Origin of the sequence: Streptomyces sp. CA-179760, from assembly GCF_050937045.1 — a bacterium.
Taxonomy (GTDB): domain Bacteria; phylum Actinomycetota; class Actinomycetes; order Streptomycetales; family Streptomycetaceae; genus Streptomyces.
On the sequence record NZ_JBNJLZ010000001.1, the window covers coordinates 5,438,197 to 5,459,693 of the forward strand.

Below are 21,497 nucleotides of genomic sequence, written 5' to 3' on the forward strand. Positions count from 1 at the left end.
CAAGCTCCGTTGAGGCGTTACCGTGCTGTCTGACTATTCACGCGGGCGGTCGCGGAGCTTTCCGCAACCGCTGTAGCCGGCATCTCACGTCTTGCCCGGCTCCAACTCCTCGGCTTCATGACGCTCCCATCGGTATGGCAGTGGGGACATCATGAACGGGGAAGTTCTGTGGTAACCGGAGTTGAAGACATAGGCTACGGCAGACAGTTCGAAGGGTGGTACGACCGGCTGATCCCGGATGACAGGATTACCGCCGAGGCTGTAAAGGGGTTGCAGGCGCGCCACCCCGCTCCAGAGGCGGGGACCCTTGAATTCGGTGTCGGTACCGGGCGGATCGCCATTCCACTGTCCCGGAGCGTCGGCCAGGTGACCGGCGTGGACTCCTCTCCGGAGATGCTGGACGCGCTGCGCGTCAAGCTCGAGGACGGCGGGGACGTCACCCCGGTGCACGGGGACATACGCACCTACACCTCGGACTCCCGCTACGGGATGGTGTACTGCGTCTGCGCGACCTTGTCGTGCCTGACCACTCCCGAGGATCAGCAACGGGCCGTGCGACGCGCGGCCGACCTGCTGGTTCCCGGTGGACGGCTGGTCATCGAGACGCACAACAAGCCGCCGATCCTGGAACTTCACGAGGGCCGGAACCGCACCACCTACTTCGTCCCCTACCCGGAGCCCGGGACGGGTGTGCAGACCCACTCCACCCTGCTCGACGGCGGTCTGTGGCGCTGCTCGCACATCCTGTACCAGGCCGACGGCACCACCCGGGTGGGCAGTGAACTCACCCGGCTGACGACCCCGGAGGACGTCGACGGCTACGCCCGCGCGGCTGGTCTGGAGCCCGAGGCCCACATGTCCCGATGGGACGGCACCCCTTACAGCCAAGAGGCGCCCATGTTCATGTGCTCCTACGTCAAACCCTGAGCGCACTGCACACAACACACGTTTGGCTACAAGGGGGTTGTACGTGGGGCGTCCGCCAGTACTTCCGGTAGACAAGAAACTCGGCCTGGTGGTCCGAGTGATGAGCGGTGAACTGACAGCGGCCGAAGCCGCACGGGAAGCAGGGGTGTCCGAGCAGTCGGTATCGAACTGGCGCCGGCAGTTTATTGAGGGCGGCCGCAGTGGCCTGGCCGGCGAGGGTGGAAAACCCACCGAGGAAGCGTCCCGAATGGCCGAGATGGCAAAAGAAAACGCCATGCTCAAGGTGACGATCGGCGAACTCTACATGGAACTGCGGAAGTACGGCCGGAGCACGGCCCTACGCCCGCCGCAGCGACGTGAAGGAACCCGCCCGGGTCGGCTCGTCAATTAACTCATAAATTGAGACCGGGATTGCGTGTTAGCCTTCCGGGCAGACAGTCACTTCACATCACGGGGGAGGGAATGTGGCGTCTTTGGAGCGCCAGTTTGCCGTCGGCATTTCTGGATTGGCCGGCGCTAGCCTGCTGGCCGGTGCGGTAACGCGATTCACTGGCAAACGCGAGCGTGCGCGTCGCTACCAGCTGCACGAGAGACCGGACGGCAGTCTCGTCGAGGTTGACGTCCATATTCCTCCGCAGGCACAGCGCGCCGTTCTGCTCGACAACGGTATGGGTGCGCCTCAGGAATACTGGGACTGGGTCTGTGGCGCACTTCCCGCGGACATGGCGTACGTGCGGTTCAACCGCCCCGGCTACGGGCTCAGCACGCCGGACTCCCGGTACGGCCTGGACCCGCACTTCGAGCTGTTGCAGGAACTGCGGGACACCTACCTGGCCGGCCTTCCGGTCGTCCTGGCAGGCCATTCCCTGGGCGGATACCTCGTCGCGGCCTATGCCGCGCTGCATCCGGACGCGGCCGAGGGCGTGACTCACGTGGTCATGATCGACGCCACCGAAGTGGTCAGCCTGCGCCACGCCCGCCGAACCGACGTCGACCGCTGGTCCAACCAGCGGATGGTGATGGAGCAGGTGTTCGCCGGTACGGGTCTGTCGGTCTTCCGCCCCGCCATGAACCGGAACCAGCAGTACCGCCCGGACGTCAACCGGAGCTACCGGGCCTTCCAGACGACTCCCCGCACCTGGGCCACGGCCCATCGGGAGTACCGGGACGCGATGACCTATCCGCAACTGACGGATCTCGACTGCCCGCTGACGGTCATCACGGCGGAGAACAACATCGGCGACAACACCCTGCACGCCGGTATCCAGGCCAGACTGGCCGTCATCTCCCAGCGGGCCCGGCACCACTTCGTCACCGGCTCCGATCACGAGTCGCTGCTCTCCGTGCGGCCGCACGCCGAAGAGGTGGCGGAGCTGATCGCCGGCGAACCGCCCTCCGAGCCGCTCGGGACGTCGTGGCGGCCGTCCACCAAGGGACTCCGGGCCGTTGACGGCGCTGCGGAGCGGGAGGAGGAATTGGCATGACCATGATTCCGAACGCCGAACGCGTGAAGGTCGCCGCCGTCACGACGTCGCTCGCCGTATGGCTGGTCGCGACGGCCGTGGCCCAGATCCCCGAGCAGCGCTTCGACGGCCTCCTGAGCCGCGGGAGGCTGCGCATACCGACCCCGAACTGGCGCTTCTTCGGGCCGAACCCCGGCGTCAAGGACAACCATCTCCTCTACCGTGACCTTGACGACGGCAAGCCCGGTGAGTGGACAGAGGTCCCGATCGTCCAGGACCGGCCGTGGTACGCGCTGGCCTGGAACGCCCGCAACCGGAGCCCGAAGGCCCTGTTCGACGCCACTCAGCACGCCCTGACCCATGCGGTCGCCTTCGGATCCGAGGTGCTTCCGGTGACGACGGCGACCGGGTACCGGCTGCTGGCGCGCTACATCCAGCTCCATCTGCCGCATGCCGAGGGCGCCTCGCACAGCCAGTTCATGCTGCTGCACTCGTATCCCACCAGCCCGGAAGACCGGAACATCGAACCCGTCTTCGTCTCCATGGAATTCCCTCTGGAGGGAGACGTCACCCCGGCTGACGCGCCTTCGCGGATAGCCGCATAGCGAGTCGATCAACCCCCTCGACTGGAAGCCGCGAGCTCACTCGGCACCCTCGTGCCGCGTGAGTCCGCGCCCTCCCGCCGAACGGCTGGAGAACTCGCTCCGAGCTTTTCTGAGAGAAAGAGGACAACAATGTCTGTTGTGGCCGACTTCGCCAACACCGAGCTGGCGGACGTGACCCCGGGCCGTATCGGCAACGAGGCGACCCCGACCATGCTCACCCCGACGGCCACCATCGCGACCCCCGAGGGTGTCGCCGTGACCGCCGCGACCGCTTACGCCCTCAACGAGGTCACGAACGACCTCGCGGGCTGAACAGCCGGCCGGCGGGCGACGCTGACCGGCATCGCTAGCTCCGTCCGATGAAAGACGCGGCGGCACGGTACGCCCGATACGCATACCGTGCCGCCGCTTTTCGTATCCACCGTACTCGCATCACACCAACGGGAGCACCTATCCATGTTCCTCAGCGCTCCGCCCGAGGTCACGGCACGCAGAGTGGCTTCGCTGGGTACGCTGGTCTCCGCACTCGAAATGCTGAGCCAGACGCGTAAGTTCGAAGAAGGCGAAATGCTGAGCGGGCAGTTGGCGAACATGCGCCCCAGGTTCGCCAAGCGCTTTCCCCGGCTGACCCGCGCCCTTGAGTCCAAGCAGGCGGCGGTCGCCCTGTACGGGATACAGGCGGGTGCTTCCGCCGCCACGCTGATCTGGGGCCACAAGCGCGGAGTGCGCACGGCGGGCAGTGCCGTCCTGGCGGCGACGGGCGCGGCCGGACGACTGCGCTCCCCCTTCGGCGGGGACGGCGCCGACCAGCTCCAGCAAGTGATCAACATCGCCCTCGCCTCGACCGGCACCTTCAAGGACGGCGACAAGGCCCGCGACGTCGCGATGCGCGCGCTGGCGCTGGAGACGAGCATCTCCTATGTCGCGTCCGGTGTGGTCAAGCTCGTGTCCCCGGTGTGGCTCAGCGGAGAGGCGTTCAGCGGCGTCATCCGTACGCGCAACTACGGCGACCAGCGCGTCTACCGGCTCGTGCACAAGTACCCGACGGTGGGAAAGCTCGTGACCTGGGGGACGATCGCCGCGGAGGTCTCCTTCCCGCTGGTCTTCGTCCTGCCCAGGCCCGCGGCGAAGGCCTACCTCGGCTCCATGACGCTGTTCCATCTGGGAATCGGGCAGTTCATGGGCCTCAACCGCTTCGTACTGGCGTTCGGTGCCACGCACCCGGCGCTCCTCTACGTCTTCGCCCAGCGGGACGAACGCGCGGAGCTGGCCGGAAAGGCGCGGAACGAGGGGTGACACCGACGGCGTGCGGCTACCACTGGAGAGGCTTCGATCACCCTGTGTGATCGGCCTCGACCACCACGGCCGTGCCGTACGCGCACACCTCCGTACCCACGTCCGCCGCCTCCGTCACATCGAAGCGGAACGCGAGCACAGCGTTGGCACCACGCGCGCGTGCCTGCTCGACGAGCCGCTCCATGGCCTGGTTGCGGGTCTGCACGAGCGTCTTGGTGAGCCCGCGCAGCTCGCCGCCGACCATCGACTTCAGCCCGGCGCCGATCTGGCTCCCCAGGTGCCGGGAGCGCACCGTCAGGCCGAAGACCTCGCCGAGCACCTCCTGCACGCGGTAGCCGGGTACGTCGTTCGTGGTGACGACGAGGACGTCGGGCTGAGGGCCCTGTCCGCCGCCGTATTCGTCGATGCCCATGGTTCACAGCTTTGACCGGGAGCGCTCACAGTGCATCCTGAGTACGCCCATGGAACCTGGGCCATGACGGCCGCGTTGATACTTTGAGGCAGTCAGCCCCAGCCCGTATCCCCCAGCAGCAGGAGCCACATCCCCGTGACCACGCTTGCGCTCGGCCCCGAGTGGCTCAGCCCGGACTATCTGATCTCCACGTTCAGCCTGCCCGGCATCCTGCTCATCGTCTTCGCGGAGTCCGGACTCTTCGCGTTCCTGCCTGGCGACTCCCTGCTGTTCACGGCCGGCCTCTTCGTGGCCGAGGGCACCTACATCACCCAGCCGCTGTGGCTGGTCTGCACGCTGATCGTGATCGCCGCCGTCGTCGGTGACCAAGTGGGCTACATGATCGGCAAGTTCCTGGGCCCGAAGCTCTTCAACCGGCCCAACTCCAAGCTCTTCAAGCAGGAGAACCTGGAAAAGGCACACGAGTTCATGGAGAAGTACGGCCCCAAGGCGATCGTCCTGGCCCGCTTCGTCCCGATCGTGCGCACCTTCGCCCCCATCGTGGCCGGCGCCGGCCGCATGAAGTACCGCACCTTCCTCACGTACAACGTGATCGGTGGCATCGCCTGGGGCACCGGCGTCACCCTCGCGGGCTACTGGCTCGGCCAGATCGGCTTCATCAAGAAGAACATCGAGCCGATCCTCGTCCTGATCGTCCTGCTCTCCCTCGTCCCGATCATCATCGAGTACCTGCGCGAGCGCTCCAAGAAGAAGCGCGCGGCGGCCACACCGCAGGCCCCCCAGTCCCAGCTGCCCGCCATGGACGACGCCACGACCCAGCTCCGCCGCATCACCCCGGACGACCAGCCCCCGCACCAGCAGCAGCCCTACGGCAACCAGAACGGCTACAACGACCAGCAGTACTACAACCAGTACCCCCAGGCCCCGGGCTACGGCCAGCAACAGCAGCAGGGGAACCAGCAGCCTTACAACGGGGGCTACTGAGCCGACCAGTTCGGGGGCGCGGGGCTGCATCCATGTGCGGCTCCGCCGTGGGGGCGCGAACAACCCCACCGGCCCGCGGCCGCCAACGGCACTAGAAACCCCTGGTCCGCTTGGCGGCCCGCCGCTTCTCCGCAGACCCGATCCGCAGGAACATCCGCGAGATCTCGGACCCCAGATTCACCCCGATGGCGATCGCCATGGCCAGCGCCACCGCCTTGGACAGCGACACCAGCCCCTCGTCGATCTCGTTCTGCGCGATCGCCAGCAGTCCGAAGTACGTCGCGGAACCCGGCAGCAGCGGCCCGATCGCGGCAGTCGTGTACGGCAGAGCCGAAGCGAACTGATACCGCGACAACAACTGCCCGAACAGCCCCACCAGCCCCGCGGCCGCGGCCGTGGACGCCACCGGCGAGATCTCCCCGGCAAGGTGCATCGCGCCGTACACGACCCACGCGACACCGCCGTTCAGCGTCACCCACACCACGGTGGATCGTTCCTGCTGGAGCAGCACGGCGAACGCCAGCGACAACAGCATCGACGCCCCGATCAGCAGCACCGGCTGGTCGGAGATCCCGAGCGCCCCGTCGGGGTTCAGCCGCGCCCCGAGCTGCACCCCGAAGTACAGCACCAGCAGCACACCCGCGACGATGCCCACGAAGAAGTACAGGACCTCCAGCAGACGCGCGGACGCGGTGATGTAGAAGCCGGTCAGCCCGTCCTGCACCCCCGCCACCAGTGCCCGTCCGGGCAGCAGCGCGAACAGCCCACCGGTGATGACCGCGGAGGCGTTCACATCCGCATGGACGAGCGTGAGCGCGACCCCGATCGCGGCCGGCGGCATCGCGGCCACCGTGAACTGGTAGAACTCCGGCAGCCCGCGCCCCGCGCACAGCCACGCCAGCCGGTCACCGAGCATCGCGCCGAGCGCGGCCGCGACGAAGACGAGCAGATCACCGCCGACGAGCACGGATGCCGCACCGGCCAGCAGCCCGCTCGCGCCGGTCAGGGCCCAGCCGGGGTAGGGGTGCCGGTTACGGCGGATCTCCGCCAGCCGCCGGTAGGCCTCCTCCAGGGAGACCGCCGTCTCGTCGTCGCTGAGGTCGTCCACCAGCTGGTACACGGCCGCCAGCCGCGTGTAGTCGGTGCCTCTGCGGCGCACGGTCCGCGACGCCGTGACCGGGTCGTCGACGAGCGACGGCTGGTAGGAGATCGCCAGCAGCGTGAAGGTGACGTTCGGCTCGCAGCGGTCGAGACCGTACGACCGGCAGACGGCGAACATGGCCGCCTCCACGTCCTCGGCGCCCTCACCGCCCGCCAGCAGCAACTCGCCGATACGCAGCGTCAGGTCGAGCACGCGCGGCACGGCGGGCCCCGACTCGTCGGTACTGCGCTGGCTCGGTTCCGGCGCGGGCCGCTCCGCCACCGGCATGCGCAGCATGGTGCGCATCCGGTCCTGCCAGGGCACGTCCTTGGTCAGACTGACCACGGGGATCCCGCTCGGCGGGGTGAACGCCGTGGGGGCCTGTTTCGCGCTGTAGGTGCTCGGCGTGGTGAACGCCGACCCCTCGGGCTCCGCCGAGGGCGCCTGCGGGACGCCCATCCCCTCCGGCAGGGAGAACTCGGACGTCGTCTCGGCCTCCGCACCGGGCGTCCGGTGGACGGCCAGCCCTTCCGGGATCGCGAACTCCGACGTCGTCGACATCTCCCCGTCGACGGCGGCCCCACCGGGAGGCGAGAAACCACTCCTCGCCTCGTCCGACTTCGGCTTGCGGTCCTTCGCGTCCGTCACTGCCTGGCGCTCCCTGTACGACACGTCAGCCTCGTACCCCCCACAGCTTCAGTATGCGCACAGACGGACGAACGGGCCGCACGCGCAGGGCGTGCGGCCCGAGGAAACCAGGGAGGGGTCAGTGCCCGCCCTGCTCCTTGAAACGCTTGTAGGACCGCTCGATCTCGACCTCGGCGTCCGTACGGCCCACCCAGTCGGCGCCCTCGACCGACTTGCCGGGCTCCAGGTCCTTGTAGACCTCGAAGAAGTGCTGGATCTCCAGGCGGTCGAACTCCGACACGTGGTGGATGTCCCGCAGGTGCTCCACACGCGGGTCCGTCGCCGGCACGCACAGCAGCTTGTCGTCGCCACCCGCCTCGTCCGTCATACGGAACATGCCGATCGCACGGCACTTGATGAGACAGCCCGGGAAGGTCGGCTCGTCCAGGATGACCAGCGCGTCCAGCGGGTCGCCGTCCTCGCCGAGGGTGTTCTCGACGAAGCCGTAGTCGGTCGGGTAGGCGGTCGAGGTGAAGAGTCGCCGGTCCAGGCGGATACGACCGGTCTCGTGGTCCACCTCGTACTTGTTGCGCGAACCCTTCGGAATCTCGATCGTGACGTCGAACTCCACCGGTGGCTCCTCCATGATCAACACATAGTTCTGGTGGTTAAGTGTCCCTCACGCAGGTGTGTGATCGCGAAAGGGGCTGGTGTTCGTGCCAGAGCTGAGGCCATGGCGGTCCGCGAGACCGCACATGGTGCGGATCGCGGGCGCCGTACGACCGCGCCTGGCCCGGGCCGCGGCGGCCGCGAAACCACGGGTCGCGCGGCTTGCACGGGCCGGGAAACCGCAGGTCGCGCGGCTCACGCGGCCGAAGACCTGGCAGTACACCGCGGGTGCCGCCACCGCCGGTCTCGCACTGGCCGCCGGTGTGGTGACCGCCGCCGGTCCCTGGGACTCCTCGGGTCAGCGTACGGCCGAGCGGGACCGGGCCGCCGCCCTGAACCGCCCGGGTGGCACAGATCACGGCGGCACCTCCGGTGCCCCCGGCCGGCCCCGGCCCGCCCCCAGCGCCGCCCCGGTGCTGACCGGGCTCGGCGGCATCAGCAAGGTGAAGTCCGCCCCTGACGGCCAGGCCCTCGCGGACGCCCTCACGCCCCTGCTGAAGGACCCCGCACTCGGTCCCCGGCCGGCCGCCACGGTCGTGGACGTCACGAGCGGCAGGCGCCTGTACGGCACGGGCTCCGACGCCGCGCTCACCCCGGCCTCGACGACCAAGATCGCCACGGCCGTGGCAGCGCTGTCCGCCATGGGCGCCGACCACCGCGTCACCACCCGCGCCGCGCTGGAACCCGACACGAAGGAAGTCGTCCTGGTCGGCGGTGGCGACCCCACGCTCACCGCCCACGAGGACTCCGCCGGCTCGGCGAGCCTGCGGGACCTGGCCGCCGACACGGCCGGCGCCCTCGCCGAGCGGGGCGTCCGCGAGGTGACGCTGTCCTACGACACGACGCTCTACGCGGGCGACGAAAAGCACCCGATCGGGGTCAACCCCAACCTCGCCCTCGTCAGCCCCCTGATGGCCGACGAGGGCCGCACCGACGACTCGACGCGCGGCCCGGTCGCCCGGGTCCCCGACCCGTCGGACGACGCGGCCCGCCGCTTCGGCGACCTCCTGAAGTCCCACGGCATCAAGACCACGGCCCCCGGCCCGTCCAAGGCCACCACCCGGGCCGAGACCCTTGCCACGGTCTCCTCGCCCCCGCTCTCCGCCCTCGTCGAACGCATGCTGACCAACAGCGACAACGACATCGCCGAGGCCCTCGCCCGCCAGACGGCCCTCGCCACCGGCGAGCGCGCCGACTTCGCCGGCGCCGACCGGGCGGTCGGCGCCCAGCTGCGCAAGCTCGGCCTCCCCGTGAAGGGCGCCGCCTTCAAGGACGGCAGCGGCCTCGACCGCGCCGACCGGCTCACGGCGGACCTCCTCACCGCCCTCCTCGCCAAGGCGGCCGACCCCGACCGCCCCGAACTCCGCCCCGCCCTCACCGGCCTCCCCGTCGCCGGCTTCACCGGCACCCTGACCAGCCGCTACACGGACGGAGCAGCCGGCGTCGTACGCGCCAAGACCGGCACCCTGACCGGCGTCAACACCCTCGCGGGCACCCTGGTCGACCAGGACGGCCGCCTCCTCGCCTTCGCGTTCATGGCCAACGACACGACCAACCCGGAAGCAGCCCAGAAGGCCCTGGACAGAGCGGCGACGACACTGGCCCGGTGCGGCTGCGGATAACCGCCCCCCGACCCGCGGCCGGCCGGCCCGCCGCCTGGCCGTGGGCAGCCGGCCGCCGTTTCGCCTCGCCGTGGGCAGCCGACCGCTGTTCCGCGCTGCGGGCAGTCGACCGCTGCTCCGCCTCGCTGTGGGCAGTCGTTCCTCCCCCAGAGCCTTGAGGGCCTGGGAGGTACCCCCATGGGCGGGACGGGTGGGCACAGCCTGCAACGCCGAGCACCGGCCAAGGAACCCCGGACCTTGCCGACCCCGCGAACGCCGAGCTCCCGCAAACCACCCTCGGCGTCACCCACCCTCGCCGCCCTGCCCCAGCGGCCAGCGCTCACGTACGGTTGACGCATGACGAGCATCGGTGGTGCTTCAACCGGCATGGTCGACTGGAATCTCGCGGTCGCGACCGCGACCCGGCTCGTACGGCCGGGCCCCGACGTCAGCCGGGACGAGGCCCGCGCCGTCGTCGCGGAACTGCGTCGGCACGCCAAGGCCTCGGAGGAACACGTCCGCGGCTTCACCCGCCTGGGCACCGAGGAGGGCCACGACACCCCCGTCCTCGTCGTCGACCGCCCCGGCTGGATCCGCGCGAACGTCGCCGGCTTCCGGGAACTCCTCAAGCCCCTGCTCGACAAGATGCAGGACCGGCGCGGCAACACCCCCGGCGGCGCGGTGATGAGCGCGGTCGGCGGCAAGGTCACCGGCGTCGAGCTGGGCATGCTGCTGTCCTTCCTGGCCTCCCGCGTCCTCGGCCAGTACGAGACCTTCGCCCCCGCCACCGCCGGGCTCCCGGCCGCGGATAACGGCGGCGGCCGGCTCCTGCTCGTCGCCCCGAACATCGTGCACGTGGAGCGCGAACTCGACGTCGAACCCCACGACTTCCGCCTCTGGGTCTGCCTCCACGAGGAGACCCACCGCACTCAGTTCACCGCCGTGCCCTGGCTGCGGGACCACCTCGAGGGCGAGATCCAGTCGTTCCTGGGCGAGACGGACGTCGACCCCATGACCGTCCTGGAACGCGTACGCGAAGCCGCCCAGACCCTGGCGGGAGGACGTCCCGAGGCGGAGGAGGACGACGGGGGCCGCTCCCTCGTCGAGATCGTGCAGACCCCCGCCCAGCGGGAGATCCTCGGCCGCCTCACAGCCGTGATGTCCCTGCTGGAGGGCCACGCCGACTTCGTGATGGACGGCGTCGGCCCGGACGTCGTACCGACCGTCGGAGAGATCCGCGAGAAGTTCCAGCAGCGCCGCGCCAAGGGCGCCTCCCGCCTGGACCTGGCCCTGCGCAAGCTCCTCGGCCTGGACGCCAAGCTCCGCCAGTACCGCGACGGCGAACGCTTCGTACGGGCCGTCGTCGACGAGGTCGGCATGGACGGCTTCAACCGCGTGTGGACCTCGCCCAACACCCTCCCCACCAAGACGGAGATCGCCAAACCGGCGGACTGGATCGCGCGGGTGCATCGCAGGGCCGAGTAGTGAACATCGCGGCAAGGTCGTGAAAGGAAACCGGCGGACGGCAGGCGAACGCCCCTCCAATCACCCGTCCGAGGGACCGTGAGGCAGGGGTAGGCGTGCAATGCTCGGGGAACGGCCCGGTTCTGTCACCATCTACACACTCTGCGTGACCGAGCCTCGGGCTCACCCCCCGACAACTTCATGAAGGGAACCGGACATGGGTCCCCATCCTGCGGTCGCGGCGATACGCCTGGCGGTCCGCCGCGTCCTCCACGACCTCCTCACCGAACACCACAGCGCCACCGCCGCGCTCCCGCACGCCCCCTCGCACGAACCTCCCCCGAGCCCTCGGCCGCGCGCGAGCCGGGAGGTACCCACATCCCCGCCGCTCGTGCTCGTGGCATGCTCCGGCGGCGCCGACTCCATGGCCCTGGCCTCCGCCCTCGCCTTCGAGTCCCCCAAACTCGGCATCAGAGCCGGCGGGGTGACCGTCGACCACGGCCTCCAGCCCGGCTCCGACGCACGCGCCGCGGACGTCGTCCAGCGCCTGCGCGAACTCGGCCTCGACCCGGTCGACTCCGTCGCCGTGACCGTCGGCCGCACCGGCGGACCCGAGGCCGCCGCCCGAGACGCCCGCTACGCCGCCCTCGACACCGCGGCCGAACGCCACGGCGCCTCCGCGGTCCTGCTCGGCCACACCCGCGACGACCAGGCCGAAACCGTCCTCCTGGGCCTGGCCCGGGGCTCCGGCACCCGCTCCCTGTCCGGCATGGCCGCGGTCTCGGGGGCCGGCGGCCGCTACCGGCGCCCCTTCCTGGAACTCGACCGGCAGACCGCCCGCAAGGCCTGCATGGTCCAGTCCCTGCCCGTCTGGGACGACCCCCACAACGCCGACCCGGCCTACACCCGCTCCCGGCTGCGCCACGAAGGCCTGCCCGCCCTGGAGAAGGCCCTCGGCAAGGGCGTCGTCGAGGCCCTCGCCCGTACGGCACAGCTCTCCCGCGACGACGCCGACGCCCTCGACGCCTGGGCCGGCCGGGCCGAGGCCACCGTCCGCGACGCCACCGGGCTGCTGGAGTGCGCGAAGCTCTACGCCCTGCCCCCCGCCGTACGCCGCCGCGTCCTGCGCCGGGCCGCCATCGCGGCCGGTGCGCCGGCCGGCTCGCTGTTCGCCCGCCACATCGAAGAAGTCGACCGGCTCATCACCGGCTGGCGCGGCCAGGGAGCCATCAACCTCCCCGGCAAGGTCGTGGCCCAGCGGCAGGGTGGCAGACTGGTGATTCGGCAAGGCTGAACCACGACCCCTCCGGGCAATCCGTGGAGGGGCCGGCCGCTCAGCCGGTGGGACGACCGAAAGTGATGCGGGTGGACGCGAAAGACATGGGTGCCGACCTCCAGCAGGTGCTCATCACCAAAGAAGAGATCGACGCCAAGCTCGCCGAGCTGGCCGCGAAGATCGACGCGGAGTACGCGGGCAAGGACCTGCTGATCGTCGGAGTCCTCAAGGGCGCGGTGATGGTCATGGCCGACCTCGCCCGGGCGCTGTCCACCCCCCTCACCATGGACTGGATGGCCGTATCCTCGTACGGGGCGGGCACCCAGTCCTCCGGTGTGGTGCGGATCCTCAAGGACCTCGACACCGACATCAAGGGCAAGCACGTCCTCATCGTCGAAGACATCATCGACTCCGGCCTGACCCTGTCCTGGCTGCTCTCCAACCTCGGCTCGCGCGAGCCCGCCTCCCTCAAGGTGTGCACCCTGCTGCGCAAGCCCGAGGCCGCGAAGGTCGCCATCGACGTGGAATGGGTCGGATTCGACATCCCCAACGAATTCGTCGTCGGCTACGGCTTGGACTACGCCGAGAAGTACCGCAACCTCCCGTTCGTCGGTACGCTCGCGCCCCACGTGTACGGCGGCTGAATCCCGGCCGGGGTGCCGTGACGGTGATCGGGAACCCCAGCGGACTTCCCGCCGTTGGAGCATGCGTAGACGGATCGCCAGTCGTCCCGCGCAGCTTCAGGTGACAATGCTGGGGTACCGTCCGAAGAACAGCCTTTATCAAACTCACTATGGCAGGAGGGACGGGGCGGCACCGCTCCGTATGGATGGACGTGAAGCGATACTTCCGTGGGCCGGTCATGTGGATCGTGCTGGCCGTCCTTGCCGTGGTCGTGTTGATGCAGGTCGTCGGCTCGTCCGGCGGCTACAAGACGGTGGACACCGGCCAGGTCGTCCAGGCGATCAACCAGAACAAGGTGGAGTCGGCCAAGCTGACCACCGGTGACGAGCAGACCATCAAGGTCACGCTCAAAGACGGCGTAAAGGTCGAGGGCAGCTCGAAGATCCAGGCGAGCTACATCGGCGACCAGGGCGTGGACATCGCCAACACGCTGCAGAACAAGTACCAGGACAAGCAGATCTCGGACGGCTACACCATCTCGCCGTCCAAGCAGAACCCGTTCATCGGGATGCTGATCTCCTTCCTGCTGCCCCTGGTCCTCATCGTGGTCATCTTCCTGTTCCTGATGAACCAGATGCAGGGCGGCGGCTCCCGGGTCATGAACTTCGGGAAGTCCAAGGCCAAGCTCATCACCAAGGACACCCCCAAGACGACGTTCTCGGACGTCGCCGGCTCGGACGAGGCCGTCGAGGAACTCCACGAGATCAAGGAGTTCCTCCAGGAGCCCGCCAAGTTCCAGGCCGTCGGCGCCAAGATCCCCAAGGGCGTGCTGCTGTACGGCCCGCCCGGCACCGGCAAGACCCTGCTCGCGCGGGCCGTCGCCGGTGAGGCGGGCGTGCCGTTCTACTCGATCTCCGGTTCCGACTTCGTCGAGATGTTCGTCGGTGTCGGTGCCTCCCGAGTCCGTGACCTGTTCGAGCAGGCCAAGGCGAACGCCCCGGCGATCGTCTTCGTCGACGAGATCGACGCGGTCGGCCGCCACCGCGGCGCCGGCCTCGGCGGTGGCCACGACGAGCGTGAGCAGACCCTGAACCAGCTGCTCGTCGAGATGGATGGCTTCGACGTCAAGGGCGGCGTCATCCTGATCGCCGCCACGAACCGCCCGGACATCCTCGACCCGGCCCTCCTGCGCCCCGGCCGCTTCGACCGCCAGATCGCGGTCGACCGCCCGGACATGCAGGGCCGTCTGGAGATCCTCAAGGTCCACCAGAAGGGCAAGCCGGTCGCGCCCGACGTCGACCTGTCGGCGGTCTCCCGCCGTACGCCCGGCATGACGGGTGCCGATCTCGCCAACGTGCTGAACGAGGCCGCCCTGCTGACGGCCCGCAGCGACCAGAAGCTGATCGACAACCACATGCTGGACGAGGCGATCGACCGTGTGGTCGCGGGCCCGCAGAAGCGGACCCGGATCATGTCGGACAAGGAGAAGAAGATCACCGCGTACCACGAGGGCGGTCATGCCCTGGTCGCGGCGGCTTCGCCGAACGCCGATCCCGTCCACAAGATCACGATCCTCTCCAGAGGCCGCGCCCTCGGCTACACGATGGTGCTGCCGGACGAGGACAAGTACTCGACCACACGCAACGAGATGCTCGACCAGCTCGCCTACATGCTGGGCGGCCGCGCGGCCGAGGAGCTCGTCTTCCACGACCCGACGACGGGTGCCGCCAACGACATCGAGAAGGCCACCGGCCTGGCCCGCGCGATGGTCACGCAGTACGGCATGACCGAGCGTCTCGGTGCGATCAAGTTCGGTGGAGACAACACCGAGCCGTTCCTCGGACGTGAGATGGGTCACCAGCGCGACTACTCGGAAGAGATCGCCGCGCTGGTCGACGAAGAGGTCAAGAAGCTCATCGAGACCGCGCACAACGAGGCGTGGGAGATGCTGGTCGAGAACCGCGACGTGCTGGACAACCTGGTCCTGGCCCTCCTCGAGAAGGAGACGCTGGGCAAGGAGGAGATCGCCGAGATCTTCGCGCCGATCGTCAAGCGCCCGCCGCGGCCCGCCTGGACCGGCTCCTCCCGCCGTACGCCGTCCACCCGCCCGCCGGTCCTCTCCCCCAAGGAGCTGGCCCTGACGAACGGGACGAACGGCGCGACGCCGGCCATCTCCACCGCGAAGAGCACTGCGGCGGAACCCGCCCCGGCGCCCGAGCGGACCCCGGAGGACCGCCCCGAGAGCTGATCACCGCTCTCCCCGCGGCCCCGGGCCCGGAATGGATGCCGCGCCCCCCAGGTTTTAGCCTGGGGGGCGCGGCTTTTCGCCATTTCCGCAGGCCGCCCCGAAGGACACAGGAACGAGGCACCCAGATGACCGACCCCGTGACGCTGGCCGGCGAGGGCCAGCTCGGCGAATTCGACGAGAAGAGAGCCGAGAACGCCGTTCGGGAACTGCTGATCGCGGTCGGCGAGGACCCCGACCGCGAGGGGCTTCGGGAGACACCGGCGCGGGTCGCGCGGGCGTACAAGGAGATATTCGGCGGGCTGTGGCAGAAGCCTGAGGATGTTCTGACGACGACGTTCGATCTCGGGCATGACGAGATGGTGCTGGTGAAGGACATCGAAGTCCTGAGCTCGTGTGAACATCACCTCGTACCATTTGTCGGCGTTGCCCATGTTGGCTATATCCCGTCCGTTGAAGGGAAGATCACAGGCCTTTCCAAGCTGGCGCGGCTCGTCGACGTGTACGCACGGCGTCCGCAGGTGCAGGAGCGCCTGACCACGCAGATCGCTGACTCCCTGATGCAGATCCTGGAGCCGCGCGGTGTGATCGTCGTTGTCGAGTGCGAGCACATGTGCATGTCGATGCGTGGGGTCCGAAAGCCAGGCGCCAAGACCATCACCTCGGCGGTCCGCGGCCAGCTTCGCGATTCCGCGACCCGCAATGAGGCCATGAGCCTGATCATGGCGCGCTGACCTGATGGTCGGCGATGCCCGACACCGTCGTTGATCAGCGAGAGAGTGGATGACCGCTGCCGAGGTGGCGGGCGGCGTGCTTGCCCGGACCCATGCGCGGAAGCTGTGCCGGGAGCGGCCGCAGATCCGATCCGGCCGTGAGTTCGGTCACGTCGTCGGTGTCACGTGCCCTGACGGGACGGTCGGCGAGAACTGCGTGTCGCTCGTCGTCAACGAGGAGCACTTCGCGGCCGAATACGGCGATGCCTGGGTGTCGTCACGTCGTCGGGGCCGCGCCCGTGCCGTCGTTCTCGTCGTCTTCCGGGAGTTTGCAGACGCGTTCCAGGAAGATGGCGGTCGCTATGACGGCGATGCCCGCGACGACGGAGAGGCCGGCGTAGATGGCTTGGTCGCGGCGGGCGGGGATGTCGAGGGACTCCAGCAGGAAGACGCCGGTGCCGCCGTACATGCCGGAGACGAGGGCGGCGACCAGGGCGCTGGCATGACCGAAAACGACCGCGCGGGCCGCCATCATGGGGTCGACGCCCTTGGCGTCGGGCTGCCGCTCGCGCTGGGCCTTCAGCCGGGCGCGGAGCGAGAGCGCCGTGGCCAGGAGGACCACGGCGATCAGGGCGAGGACGATGGGGCGGCCAGGGGGACGCTCGGAAGGGTGCCGACCGAGTTCCACAGGCGGGCCCCGGCCCAGGACAGCACTCCGGCCACGACGAAGACGCCGACCAGCACCCTGATGCGCAGCTCTCTCACGGTGTCCCTTCATTCCCCCGGCGGTGGCCCCGTTCCGCGGCCGTCTTGACCTTAACGGCTACTCGGGCAGCCGGAGTTCCAGGTCCTTGCGGGGTGTCACGCCGTCCCGGGTGACGGCGTCCAGCAGACCGGCCACCTGGCCGCGGCCGGGCAGCTGCGCCTCGGGGTCCAGGTCGTGCCAGGGGGCCAAGACGAAGGCCCGCTCGTGGGCGCGGGGGTGGGGAAGGGTGAGCTGCGGGTCGTCGGTGACGACGTCGGCGTAGGACACGATGTCGACGTCGAGGGTGCGGGGGCCCCAGTGCTCGTCCCGGACGCGGTGGAAGGCCTCCTCGACCGCGTGCGCGCGCTCCAGGAGCGAGGAGGGCGGAAGGGTGGTCTTCAGGACGACGACCGCGTTGAAGTAGGCGGGCTGGCTGCCGGGCTCCACGCCCCAGGGCTCGGTCTCGTAGACCGGGGAGACGCCCTTGATGCGCAGTCCGGGGGTGTCCTCGAGGGCGTCGACGGCTCCCTGGAGGGTCTCCAGGCGGTTGCCGAGGTTGGAGCCGAGGGCGACCACGGCCCATTTGGGATTGCTGAGCGTGGTGTCGGCGGCGTCGACCTTGTCGACGACGGAGGCGGGTACCGGCTGTACGGTCGGGTCGCTGGGGCCCTTGATGAAGGGTGCAGTCATACTCGGCTCCGGGTGATGGTGACGGTCACGTCGTCGAAGGGGACGGTGATCGGGGCGTCCGGCTTGTGGACGCGTACCTCGACCTCCTCGACCCCCTCGTGCTTCAGACATACCTGGGCTATCCGCTCGGCGAGCGTCTCGATGAGGTTGACGGGCTCGCCCTCGACGACGGCCACGACCTCCTCGGCCACGATGCCGTAGTGAACGGTCTTCGCCAGGTCGTCGTCGGCCGCGGCCGGGCGGGTGTCCAGGCCGAGGACGAGGTCCACGACGAAGGTCTGGCCCTCCTCACGTTCCTCGGGGAACACACCGTGGTGCCCACGGGCCTTCAGGCCGCGCAGCGCGACACGATCCACGCGAATCACTCCTGCAATCGTCGGTCACGGCCGGTCCGTGCCGTGTGCGGGCGGCACACCGGCCTCAGTCGAATCTACCTGCGAGCCCGGACGGGGCCGGGCCACGGGGGTGGTCGCCCGGGCCGGGCCGTGGAGGGTTCATCCAGCGTTTCCCCTGGCGAACCCGGCGGCTCATGGGTTGGTAGCCGCCCATACCCGGGGGTCCGTGATTCCAACCACGTCGTCGTCCCGCGTCCGGCCCTTGTGAGCCGCCTACCCACTCAGGAGGGGGTCTCCTCGCCCTCGTCCTCGTCGGTTTCGGCCAGAACGGGGGAAGCGTGGTGCGACCAGAGTTTCCACCCCTGGGGCGTGCGCCGGAACACGTTGGTGGCGACCACGAGCTGGCCGACGAGCGGGCCGAGCTCCTCGTCGCCCTCGGGGGCGGGGCCGCCGCTGAGGATGTTCTCCGTGCAGTTCACCAGGGCGGTGTCGCCCGTGACCGAGACGTGCACATCGGTCAGGAAGAACTGGATGTAGTCGGTGTTGGCCATGATCAGCGCGTACGACCGGAGGACCTCGCCGCGGCCGGTGAGCACGGGCCAGCCGGGGTGCACGCAGGAGACCACGCCGGTGTCGGCCGGGTCGTGGTAGGACTCGTCGACGCCCAGGTCGGAGGGGGTCAGCCAGAGCGACGCCAGTTCCTCGAAGTCGCCCCGTTCCAGTGCCTCGTAGAAGGCGGTGTTGGCGGCCTCGACCTGTTCGACGTCGGTGTGCGGGGCGCTCACCGGGCTCCTTCTGCGCCGGTGTCCGTCGTACGCGCCCCTTCGATGGCGTGGGCGACCCGTACCGCGTCGGCGGTGGCGCGTACCTCGTGCACGCGGACGGCCCAGGCGCCTGCGTGGGCGGCGAGGGCGGAGACGGCGGCGGTGGCGGCGTCGCGTTCGCGTGCGGGCGGGGGCGGGCCGTCGGGGCCGGCGAGGACGCGGCCGAGGAAGCGCTTGCGGGAGGCGGCGACGAGCAGCGGGTGGCCGAGGCGCAGGACCCGGTCGAGGCCGGCGAGGAGCGCGAGGTCGTGCTCGGCGTCCTTGGAGAAGCCGAGCCCGGGGTCGACGACGACGCGGTCGGGGGCGATGCCGCCGGCCAGGACGGCGTCCACGCGCGCGTGCAGCTCGTCCACGACCTCGCCGACGACGTCGGCGTACTCGCCCTTGACGTTGCCGCCCTGGAGGAAGCCGCGCCAGTGCATGACGACGAAGGGGGCGCCGGCGGCGGCGACGGCCGGGATCATCCGGGGGTCGGCGAGGCCGCCGCTGACGTCGTTGACGAGGGCGGCGCCCGCGGCGAGGGCCCGTTCGGCGACGGAGGCGCGCATGGTGTCGACGGAGACGGTGACGCCTTCGGAGGCCAGGCCGCGGACGACGGGGATGACGCGGCGGAGTTCCTCGGCCTCGTCCACGCGGGCGGCGCCGGGGCGAGTGGACTCGCCGCCGACGTCGACCAGGTCCGCGCCCTCGGTGACGAGGTCGATGCCGTGCTTGACGGCGGTCGTGGTGTCGAAGAAGCGGCCGCCGTCGGAGAAGGAGTCGGGGGTGACGTTCACGACTCCCATCACCGCGCAGCGGTCCCAATCCGGTAGGCCCGCCACGCGCCCGCGTCCGCTCTGGTTGCTCATATGTTCAGCGTAGGCCCAGGCGGGGGCCGTCAGGGGCTGCGGCCCAAGTGACGGCCCCGTGTGGGGGCTCGGTCATGCCGCCCGCACGTTGCGTTCGGTCGTGGTGCCGTGGGCGCAGGGGCGGCGGCCCGCCGGGCCGCGGCGGCGCAGGACGCGCGGCAGGGGCAGGGCGAGGCTGACGAAGCCCTCGGCCTGCATGGCGGCGAATCCGATGCGGGGCAGGTCGGCGGAGGCGCGGTAGACGACGAAGCGGGGCTCCCAGCGCGGCTGGAACTTGGCGTTGAACTTGTACAGGGACTCGATCTGGAACCAGCGGGAGAGGAAGACCAGCAGCCCGCGCCAGGCGCGCAGCACCGGGCCGGCACCGATCTTCTCGCCGCGGGCCAGTGCCGCGCGGAACATGGCGAAGTTGAGGGAGACGCGGTCGATGCCGAGCTTGGGGGCGGCCTGGAGGGCGGCGACGATGAGCAGTTCGTTCATGCCGGGGTCGGCGGAGCGGTCGCGGCGCATCAGGTCCAGGGAGGCGCCGTCGGTGCCCCAGGGCACGAAGTGCAGGATCGCCTTGAGGTCGCCGTAGGGGCCGGGGTGGTCGTCCTGTTTGTGTGCGGTGGCGATGAGGCAGTCGCCGTCGGCGGGGTCGCCGATCCGGCCGAGCGCCATGGAGAAGCCGCGTTCGGTGTCGGTGCCGCGCCAGTCGTCGGCGGCGCGGCGGATGCGCTCCAGCTCGGCCTCGCCGAGGTCACGGACACGTCGTACCCGGGTTTCGTAACCGGCGCGCTCGATGCGCTTGACCATCTGGCGCACGTTGCGCATCGCGCGGCCGGCGAGGGAGAAATCCTTGACGTCCACCACCGCCTCGTCACCCAGTTCGAGGGCGTCGAGCCCGGTCTCGCGGGTCCACACCTCGCCGCCGGTCTCGGAGCAGCCCATGACGGCGGGGGTCCAGGAGTGGGCCTTGGCCTCGTCCATGAACTGTTCGATGGCGCCGGGCCAGGCCTCGACGTCGCCGATCGGGTCGCCGCTGGCGAGCATCACGCCGGAGACCACGCGGTAGGTCACGGCGGCCTTGCCGCTGGGGGAGAAGACGACGGCCTTGTCGCGGCGGAGCGCGAAGTGGCCGAGGGAGTCGCGGTGGCCGTGCTTCTCCAGCAGCGCGCGCAGCCGGGTCTCGTCCTCCTCGGTGAGCCGGGCGGCCGGGTGTTCGGGGCGGAAGGCCAGGTAGACGGTGGTGACGGCGGTGAGCAGGCCGAGGGCGCCGAGTGAGAAGGCCACTGTCCAGGATGTGTCGCCCTGGTACTCGACGGGACCCTCGAAGCCGAACAGGCCGTAGATGACGTGGGCGATGCGGTCGGCCAGGCTCGGGTCGCCGATGATGCGCTCGGAGTGGACGCTGACGATGAGCAGGCCGAGCATCAGGGAACCGGCGCTCATGAGCACGAAGTTGGCGAGGGCACGCCAGCGGCTGCGCGGGTCGGGCAGGGCGTCGAACTGGTCGCGGTGGAGCAGCAGCGGTGCCAGCAGGGCCAGGGAGATCAGTACGCCGACCAGTGAGTGGCGGTACGTGAACTGCGCGACGGCACCGGCGGGCAGCAGGGCGACGGCGGCCCGCCAGGCCCGGCGCTTGCCGCGCTTGAGGCCGTGGGCGAGCAGCAGCAACAGCACGCCGGTGCTGAGCGACAGGGCGGCCGCGAAGGGGCCGAGCGCGCCGGGCAGTACCTCGGCGATGGCGTGCATGCGGCTGTGGCGGAAGCGGGGGAAGACGCCCGCGGCGATGTCCAGGACACCCACGAGCGCGCATGCTCTGCCGACCAGGACGGGGACGGCCTCGGGGCGCGGTCCGCGCAGCAGTTGGCGCACCCGGTTCACCCGGCCCGTGGGAGCCGCGTCGCTTCTGGGAGCCGTGTCGCTTCTGCGACTCGGAACCCCGACCGACATTTCCTCATCTGTCCTGACAGACATCGCATCCCGTAGTTCTGCGAGAGACCTTGGATCCGGTGCCGATTCGGGC

At 69.8% G+C, this 21,497-nt stretch carries 22 protein-coding genes and 1 pseudogene; 13 read left to right on the forward strand and 10 right to left on the reverse strand.

Annotated elements, in window-relative coordinates; genetic code table 11:
* The first annotated feature begins 270 nt into the window (after positions 1-270).
* Both ACQEV8_RS24675 and ACQEV8_RS24680 read left to right on the forward strand, forming a co-directional pair.
* The gene (locus ACQEV8_RS24675; RefSeq protein WP_432963955.1) at positions 271-927 is read left to right on the forward strand and encodes a class I SAM-dependent methyltransferase; all 657 of its coding nucleotides are present in this window, start codon (positions 271-273) and stop codon (positions 925-927) included.
* Between the two features lie 88 nt (positions 928-1,015).
* Positions 1,016-1,318, forward strand: coding sequence for a transposase (locus ACQEV8_RS24680; protein ID WP_432972963.1), 303 nt, complete (start codon positions 1,016-1,018; stop codon positions 1,316-1,318).
* Positions 1,319-1,370: 52 nt separating this feature from the next.
* Here the strand turns inward: ACQEV8_RS24680 and ACQEV8_RS24685 are convergent, their stop codons facing one another.
* Complete coding sequence (locus tag ACQEV8_RS24685; RefSeq protein WP_432973442.1) at positions 1,371-1,553, reverse strand: hypothetical protein; 183 nt, start codon at positions 1,551-1,553, stop codon at positions 1,371-1,373.
* On the opposite strand from ACQEV8_RS24685, the gene ACQEV8_RS24690 reads away from it, so the two are divergent.
* The 4 genes from ACQEV8_RS24690 to ACQEV8_RS24705 all read left to right on the forward strand — a co-directional run bounded on the left by ACQEV8_RS24690 (position 1,554) and on the right by ACQEV8_RS24705 (position 4,291).
* Positions 1,554-2,411 (forward strand): alpha/beta fold hydrolase, encoded by an 858-nt coding sequence (locus ACQEV8_RS24690; protein WP_432972966.1) that lies wholly within the window; start codon positions 1,554-1,556, stop codon positions 2,409-2,411. It abuts the gene before it with no gap.
* Positions 2,408-2,995, forward strand: a complete 588-nt coding sequence (locus ACQEV8_RS24695) for a hypothetical protein (protein ID WP_432963958.1) — start codon at positions 2,408-2,410, stop codon at positions 2,993-2,995. Before ACQEV8_RS24690 ends, ACQEV8_RS24695 begins: the two co-directional genes overlap by 4 nt.
* 129 nt (positions 2,996-3,124) lie before the next feature.
* Positions 3,125-3,307, forward strand: a complete 183-nt coding sequence (locus ACQEV8_RS24700) for a linaridin family RiPP (RefSeq protein ID WP_397693997.1) — start codon at positions 3,125-3,127, stop codon at positions 3,305-3,307.
* 144 nt (positions 3,308-3,451) lie between these two features.
* The gene (locus ACQEV8_RS24705) at positions 3,452-4,291 is read left to right on the forward strand and encodes a hypothetical protein (protein WP_432963961.1); all 840 of its coding nucleotides are present in this window, start codon (positions 3,452-3,454) and stop codon (positions 4,289-4,291) included.
* A 37-nt stretch (positions 4,292-4,328) separates the two neighbouring features.
* On the opposite strand, the gene ACQEV8_RS24710 is transcribed toward ACQEV8_RS24705, so the two are convergent.
* Positions 4,329-4,703, reverse strand: coding sequence for a YbjQ family protein (locus ACQEV8_RS24710; protein ID WP_432963964.1), 375 nt, complete (start codon positions 4,701-4,703; stop codon positions 4,329-4,331).
* 135 nt (positions 4,704-4,838) lie between these two features.
* Here ACQEV8_RS24710 and ACQEV8_RS24715 point away from each other — a divergent pair, with 135 nt between their 5' ends.
* Positions 4,839-5,687 (forward strand): DedA family protein, encoded by an 849-nt coding sequence (locus ACQEV8_RS24715; protein ID WP_432963967.1) that lies wholly within the window; start codon positions 4,839-4,841, stop codon positions 5,685-5,687.
* Between the two features lie 91 nt (positions 5,688-5,778).
* On the opposite strand, the gene ACQEV8_RS24720 is transcribed toward ACQEV8_RS24715, so the two are convergent.
* The gene (locus ACQEV8_RS24720; protein WP_432963970.1) at positions 5,779-7,476 is read right to left on the reverse strand and encodes a threonine/serine ThrE exporter family protein; all 1,698 of its coding nucleotides are present in this window, start codon (positions 7,474-7,476) and stop codon (positions 5,779-5,781) included.
* Positions 7,477-7,594: 118 nt separating this feature from the next.
* Positions 7,595-8,086 carry an inorganic diphosphatase gene (locus ACQEV8_RS24725; RefSeq protein WP_184594751.1) on the reverse strand — a complete coding sequence of 164 codons (492 nt, stop codon included), beginning with the start codon at positions 8,084-8,086 and terminating at the stop codon, positions 7,595-7,597.
* A gap of 124 nt (positions 8,087-8,210) precedes the next feature.
* Here ACQEV8_RS24725 and dacB point away from each other — a divergent pair, with 124 nt between their 5' ends.
* The 6 genes from dacB to folE all read left to right on the forward strand — a co-directional run bounded on the left by dacB (position 8,211) and on the right by folE (position 16,068).
* Complete coding sequence (gene dacB / locus ACQEV8_RS24730; protein ID WP_432972969.1) at positions 8,211-9,746, forward strand: D-alanyl-D-alanine carboxypeptidase/D-alanyl-D-alanine endopeptidase; 1,536 nt, start codon at positions 8,211-8,213, stop codon at positions 9,744-9,746.
* Positions 9,747-10,082: 336 nt separating this feature from the next.
* Positions 10,083-11,210 (forward strand): zinc-dependent metalloprotease, encoded by a 1,128-nt coding sequence (locus ACQEV8_RS24735; protein WP_432963974.1) that lies wholly within the window; start codon positions 10,083-10,085, stop codon positions 11,208-11,210.
* Positions 11,211-11,406: 196 nt separating this feature from the next.
* Positions 11,407-12,483: a tRNA lysidine(34) synthetase TilS gene (gene tilS, locus ACQEV8_RS24740; protein WP_432963977.1), complete on the forward strand. Its 1,077-nt coding sequence runs from the start codon at positions 11,407-11,409 to the stop codon at positions 12,481-12,483.
* Positions 12,484-12,548: 65 nt separating this feature from the next.
* Positions 12,549-13,109, forward strand: a complete 561-nt coding sequence (gene hpt / locus ACQEV8_RS24745; protein WP_184594965.1) for a hypoxanthine phosphoribosyltransferase — start codon at positions 12,549-12,551, stop codon at positions 13,107-13,109.
* A gap of 185 nt (positions 13,110-13,294) precedes the next feature.
* Complete coding sequence (gene ftsH / locus ACQEV8_RS24750) at positions 13,295-15,337, forward strand: ATP-dependent zinc metalloprotease FtsH (RefSeq protein WP_432963980.1); 2,043 nt, start codon at positions 13,295-13,297, stop codon at positions 15,335-15,337.
* Positions 15,338-15,462: 125 nt separating this feature from the next.
* Positions 15,463-16,068, forward strand: coding sequence for a GTP cyclohydrolase I FolE (folE, locus tag ACQEV8_RS24755; protein ID WP_382490906.1), 606 nt, complete (start codon positions 15,463-15,465; stop codon positions 16,066-16,068).
* A 256-nt stretch (positions 16,069-16,324) separates the two neighbouring features.
* Here the strand turns inward: folE and ACQEV8_RS24760 are convergent.
* From ACQEV8_RS24760 to ACQEV8_RS24785, 6 genes and pseudogenes are all read right to left on the reverse strand, one after another.
* Positions 16,325-16,812, reverse strand: a pseudogene (locus tag ACQEV8_RS24760) (DUF3180 domain-containing protein).
* A gap of 58 nt (positions 16,813-16,870) precedes the next feature.
* On the reverse strand, positions 16,871-17,482 hold the full coding sequence (gene folK / locus ACQEV8_RS24765; protein ID WP_432963984.1) for a 2-amino-4-hydroxy-6-hydroxymethyldihydropteridine diphosphokinase: 612 nt from the start codon (positions 17,480-17,482) through the stop codon (positions 16,871-16,873).
* The gene (gene folB, locus ACQEV8_RS24770) at positions 17,479-17,838 is read right to left on the reverse strand and encodes a dihydroneopterin aldolase (RefSeq protein WP_432963987.1); all 360 of its coding nucleotides are present in this window, start codon (positions 17,836-17,838) and stop codon (positions 17,479-17,481) included. The genes folK and folB overlap by 4 nt, the downstream gene beginning before the upstream one ends.
* A 260-nt stretch (positions 17,839-18,098) precedes the next feature.
* Positions 18,099-18,602, reverse strand: a complete 504-nt coding sequence (locus ACQEV8_RS24775) for a nuclear transport factor 2 family protein (protein ID WP_382592465.1) — start codon at positions 18,600-18,602, stop codon at positions 18,099-18,101.
* Entirely contained in the window at positions 18,599-19,489 is an 891-nt protein-coding gene (gene folP / locus ACQEV8_RS24780) for a dihydropteroate synthase (RefSeq protein ID WP_432963991.1), read from the reverse strand. The genes ACQEV8_RS24775 and folP overlap by 4 nt, the downstream gene beginning before the upstream one ends.
* Before the next feature lie 72 nt (positions 19,490-19,561).
* Complete coding sequence (locus ACQEV8_RS24785; protein WP_432963994.1) at positions 19,562-21,355, reverse strand: phosphatidylglycerol lysyltransferase domain-containing protein; 1,794 nt, start codon at positions 21,353-21,355, stop codon at positions 19,562-19,564.
* Between the last annotated feature and the right edge of the window lie 142 nt (positions 21,356-21,497).